The following is a 3,476-nucleotide window of genomic DNA, read 5'->3' as shown; positions in this document are numbered from 1 at the left end:
CCGCTATGGCGTGCATGTGCCGGGACGTGCTCGGGCCGAGGCGGCGGAGAAGGCCGTGGCGCGCGGCATCACCGCGCCCAAGGCGGTGATCCAGCGCATCTCCGAATTCGCCGAGCGCTATTCCTCCCGCTGACTTCGCGGCCCGAGCCCCGCGGTCTACCTGAGCCCGGCATTTAGGCGCGGCTTTTCGCACCCGACTGAACCTTTTTGCTCGTCGCGGCGACCCATCTCCAGCATCTCACACCGCGAGCCGCAGGGGTGGCTTTGTCGCGGCTTGCGGTTGGCGGCGCCGTGCCGGGCGTTCAGGGCTGGGGCGGGCGTGCTTGTTCACGCCGAACTTGATGCCGTCTCAGGTCAGGCCGTCTCGTCAGACCCTGTTTCGGTGCGCGCGACGCCCGGAAAACCCCGCTTCGGCGGGGTTTTCTGCGTTTCACGCCTGACGCGATAAAACATTCTTCTTTTGGTCAACTTTTGTTTATTTGACTGCATTCCCGCAATCGGGCGTTTGCGGGATCGTCGCAACAAAGGAGACCTTGATGTCCGCGAGTACCGATATGTCGAGCAAGAGACTTTTCATCCCGGCCCTCGGTGGCTTCTACGCGGCCTTGAACAACACGGCTGAAACCGTCCTGCGCGCAGTAGCGGGCATCTTCCTCGCCATCCACGGCTCGCAGAAGATTACGGACCCGTTCGGCGCCACCGAGATGGTCGAAGGGCTCGGCTTCTATCCGGGCGCCTTCTGGTCGCCGCTGCTTGCCTGCACCGAATTCTTCGGCGGCATCCTGATCGCCATCGGCCTGTTGACCCGTCCGGCCGCGTTTGCCGGCCTCATCGTGCTCCTGGTCACGGTGTGGTTCCACTGGATGAGCATGGGTCAGGGTTTCTCCGGCGCGGAAAAGTCACTCATCTGGGCGGCGATCCTGCTCTTCTTCGTCATCCGCGGCGGCAACAGCCAATCGGTCGACGCCCGGATCGGCAGGGCGTTCTGACGAGGGCAGAAACAAGCCTCGTGATTGGTTCCGCATGCCCTTTGCCTTTGGCGCGAAACCGACTATGAAACGGCTTCAGCCAAGAGCCAGTGCCACTTGGAAAGCGCGCCGGAGCCAGCCATGACCGAAATCCTGCAGATCCCAAAGCTCGTCGTCGTCTTCGGCGGCTCCGGCTTTGTCGGCCGTCATGTCGTGCGGGCGCTGGCCAAGCGCGGCTACCGCATCCGGGTCGCCTGCCGCCGCCCCGATCTTGCCGGCCATCTGCAGCCGCTCGGCAATGTCGGCCAGATCCAGCCGGTACAGGCCAATGTGCGCGTGCGCTGGTCGATCGACCGCGCCGTGCAGGAAGCCGACCATGTCGTCAACCTGGTCGCCATACTGCATGAGAGCGGGCGGCAGAAGTTCGGCGCCGTGCACGACTTCGGCGCCCGCGCCGTGGCCGAGGCTGCGCGCTCGGTCGGCGCCGGCCTCACCCACATCTCGGCGCTGGGCGCCGATCTCAATTCGCAGTCGGTCTACGCGCGCACCAAGGCGCTCGGCGAGAAGGCCGTGCTGGAGACGATCAGCGACGCCGTGATCTTCCGGCCCTCGATCAATTTCGGCCCGGACGACGGCTTCTTCAACCGCTTCGCCAACATGGCGCGCCTTTCGCCGGTGCTGCCACTGCTCGGCGGCGGCCAGACCAAGTTCCAGCCGGTCTATGTCGGCGACGTCGCCGAAGCCATCGCGCGCTCGGTCGACGGCAAGGTCGAAGGCGGCCGCATCTACGAGCTCGGCGGGCCGCAGGTGCTCACCTTCAAGGAATGCATGGAAGAACTGCTCACCGTGATCGACCGCAAGCGGATCCTGGTGCCGGTGCCGTGGTGGGTGGCGAACCTGCAAGCCTCGATCCTCGGCCTGCTGCCCAACCCGCTGCTGACCAAGGACCAGGTGCTGCAGCTGCGCGCGCACAACATTGTGTCCGACCAGGCCGCCCGGGAAAGCCGGACGCTTGCCGGCCTTGGCCTGCAGCCGCAGTCGATCGGAACCATATTGCCGAGCTATCTCTGGCGCTTCCGCGCCGCCGGCCAGTTCCAGCGCAAACCCGCGGCCTGACCGCGAAACCAGCCAAGCGGCTATGAACCGCGTACGGTGACCTGCATCGGCAGGCCGCCTTGCGGCTGCGTCGTCAGCTTCTGCACCGGCCATGGGTGGGTTTCGGGCGTGCTGTCGAAGCGGAAGCGCGACAACAGGATGGCAAGCGCGATGATCGCCTCCTGCATGGCGAAGCTGGCGCCGATGCAGACGCGCGGGCCGGCGCCGAAGGGTAGATACTGGAAGCGGTCGATGCGGTCGCGGTTTCCCGGATGGAAGCGTTCCGGCATGAAGGCATCCGGCCTGTCCCACAGCTTGCGGTGGCGGTGGACGACCCAGGGCATCACCAGTACGGCGGCATATTTCGGTATATGCAGGTCGTTCCAGGTTTCCGGCTCGATCGGCTCGCGGTTGATCGACGGCGCCGGCGGATAGAGCCTGAGCGCCTCCTCGAAGGCAGCGCGGGTGAGCGGCATGGCGTCCAGCCATTTTGTTGGATCGGGCTCCCGCGACAGCACGTCGTCGATCTCGCGCTCAATCTTGTCGCGCTCCCATGGCGCCTCGGCCAGGCAATAGAGCGTCCAGCCGAGCGCGCGGGCCGTCGTCTCGTGGCCGGCGCCGATGAACGTGATGATGTTGTCCTCGACTTCCGAGCGCGTCAACCCGTCCGGCCCTTCGGCCTTGAGCAGAAGTGTGAGGAAGTCCTGCGGCACATGATCGGGGTCCCGCTTCAATCGCTCCTCGCGCATCTTCACCGTGCCGGCGACGATGTCGCGGAAATAGGCCATGGTCTTGCGGCCGCGGATGCGGGTGAGCCGCGGCAGCCATAGCGGAGCGCGCAGGAGGTCGAGCGGATCGACCCGGCCCATGGTCTCGAACAGGCGGTCGATCTCCTTGGCGAAGCCGCCGGGTTCGCCGGCGATCTCGCCGGAAAACAGCGTCTCGGCAAGGATGTCGAAGGTGAGCAGCGTCATGTCGTGCGCGATGTCGGTGGTGCCGCCCGCCTCGTAGCGGGCGACGAACTCCAGCGTGCGCTTCAGCATCGGCTGGGCGAAACCGAAGATGTGGCGCGGCGTGAACACCGGCGCCATCGCCTTGCGCGAGCGCTTCCACACCTCGCCTTCGGCGGTGAGCAGGCCGTCGCGCAGGATCGGGCGCAGGATCATCTGGCGCACCGTCGCCATCTTGTAATTCCTGGCATTGTCGACCAGCACATGGCGGATGAGGCCGGGATCGTTGGCGATGACCAGCGGCCCGCCGATGCCGTTCACCGAGATCCATGGCTGGTTGTAGGTCGGCTCGCCCCACAGTTCGAGCGGATTGCGATAGACGATGCGCATCATCTCCAGCGTCGACGGCGGCGAGGTACGCGGCTTCGGCGCCGTCGACGCTGGAGATGATGCGCATCGTCTA

Annotated in this window: 3 protein-coding genes and 1 pseudogene; 3 read left to right on the top strand and 1 reads right to left on the bottom strand. The window is 65.8% G+C overall.

Annotation, left to right across the window (positions count from 1 at the left end; genetic code table 11):
• The 3 genes and pseudogenes from EN781_RS35580 to EN781_RS28860 all read left to right on the top strand — a co-directional run.
• Positions 1–133 (top strand): annotated as a pseudogene (locus tag EN781_RS35580) (Ldh family oxidoreductase); the annotation flags it as partial.
• A 403-nt stretch (positions 134–536) separates the two neighbouring features.
• Positions 537–989 (top strand): DoxX family protein, encoded by a 453-nt coding sequence (locus tag EN781_RS28865; RefSeq protein ID WP_126056895.1) that lies wholly within the window; start codon positions 537–539, stop codon positions 987–989.
• 120 nt (positions 990–1,109) lie between these two features.
• The gene (locus EN781_RS28860) at positions 1,110–2,084 is read left to right on the top strand and encodes a complex I NDUFA9 subunit family protein (protein ID WP_126056896.1); all 975 of its coding nucleotides are present in this window, start codon (positions 1,110–1,112) and stop codon (positions 2,082–2,084) included.
• Positions 2,085–2,104: 20 nt separating this feature from the next.
• On the opposite strand, the gene EN781_RS28855 is transcribed toward EN781_RS28860, so the two are convergent.
• A partial coding sequence (locus EN781_RS28855) for a cytochrome P450 (RefSeq protein ID WP_145965690.1) occupies positions 2,105–3,476 on the bottom strand: 1,372 nt, incomplete at its 5' end.

It is taken from the genome of Mesorhizobium sp. M4A.F.Ca.ET.090.04.2.1 (genome assembly GCF_003999085.1).
Lineage (GTDB): Bacteria > Pseudomonadota > Alphaproteobacteria > Rhizobiales > Rhizobiaceae > Mesorhizobium.
This window is presented reverse-complemented; position numbering and strand designations above follow the sequence as displayed.

Coding starts and splice junctions, on each gene's coding strand:
- EN781_RS28865 (WP_126056895.1), top strand. CDS start 537: ATGTCCGCGAGTACCGATATGTCGAGCAAGAGACTTTTCATCCCGGCC.
- EN781_RS28860 (WP_126056896.1), top strand. CDS start 1,110: ATGACCGAAATCCTGCAGATCCCAAAGCTCGTCGTCGTCTTCGGCGGC.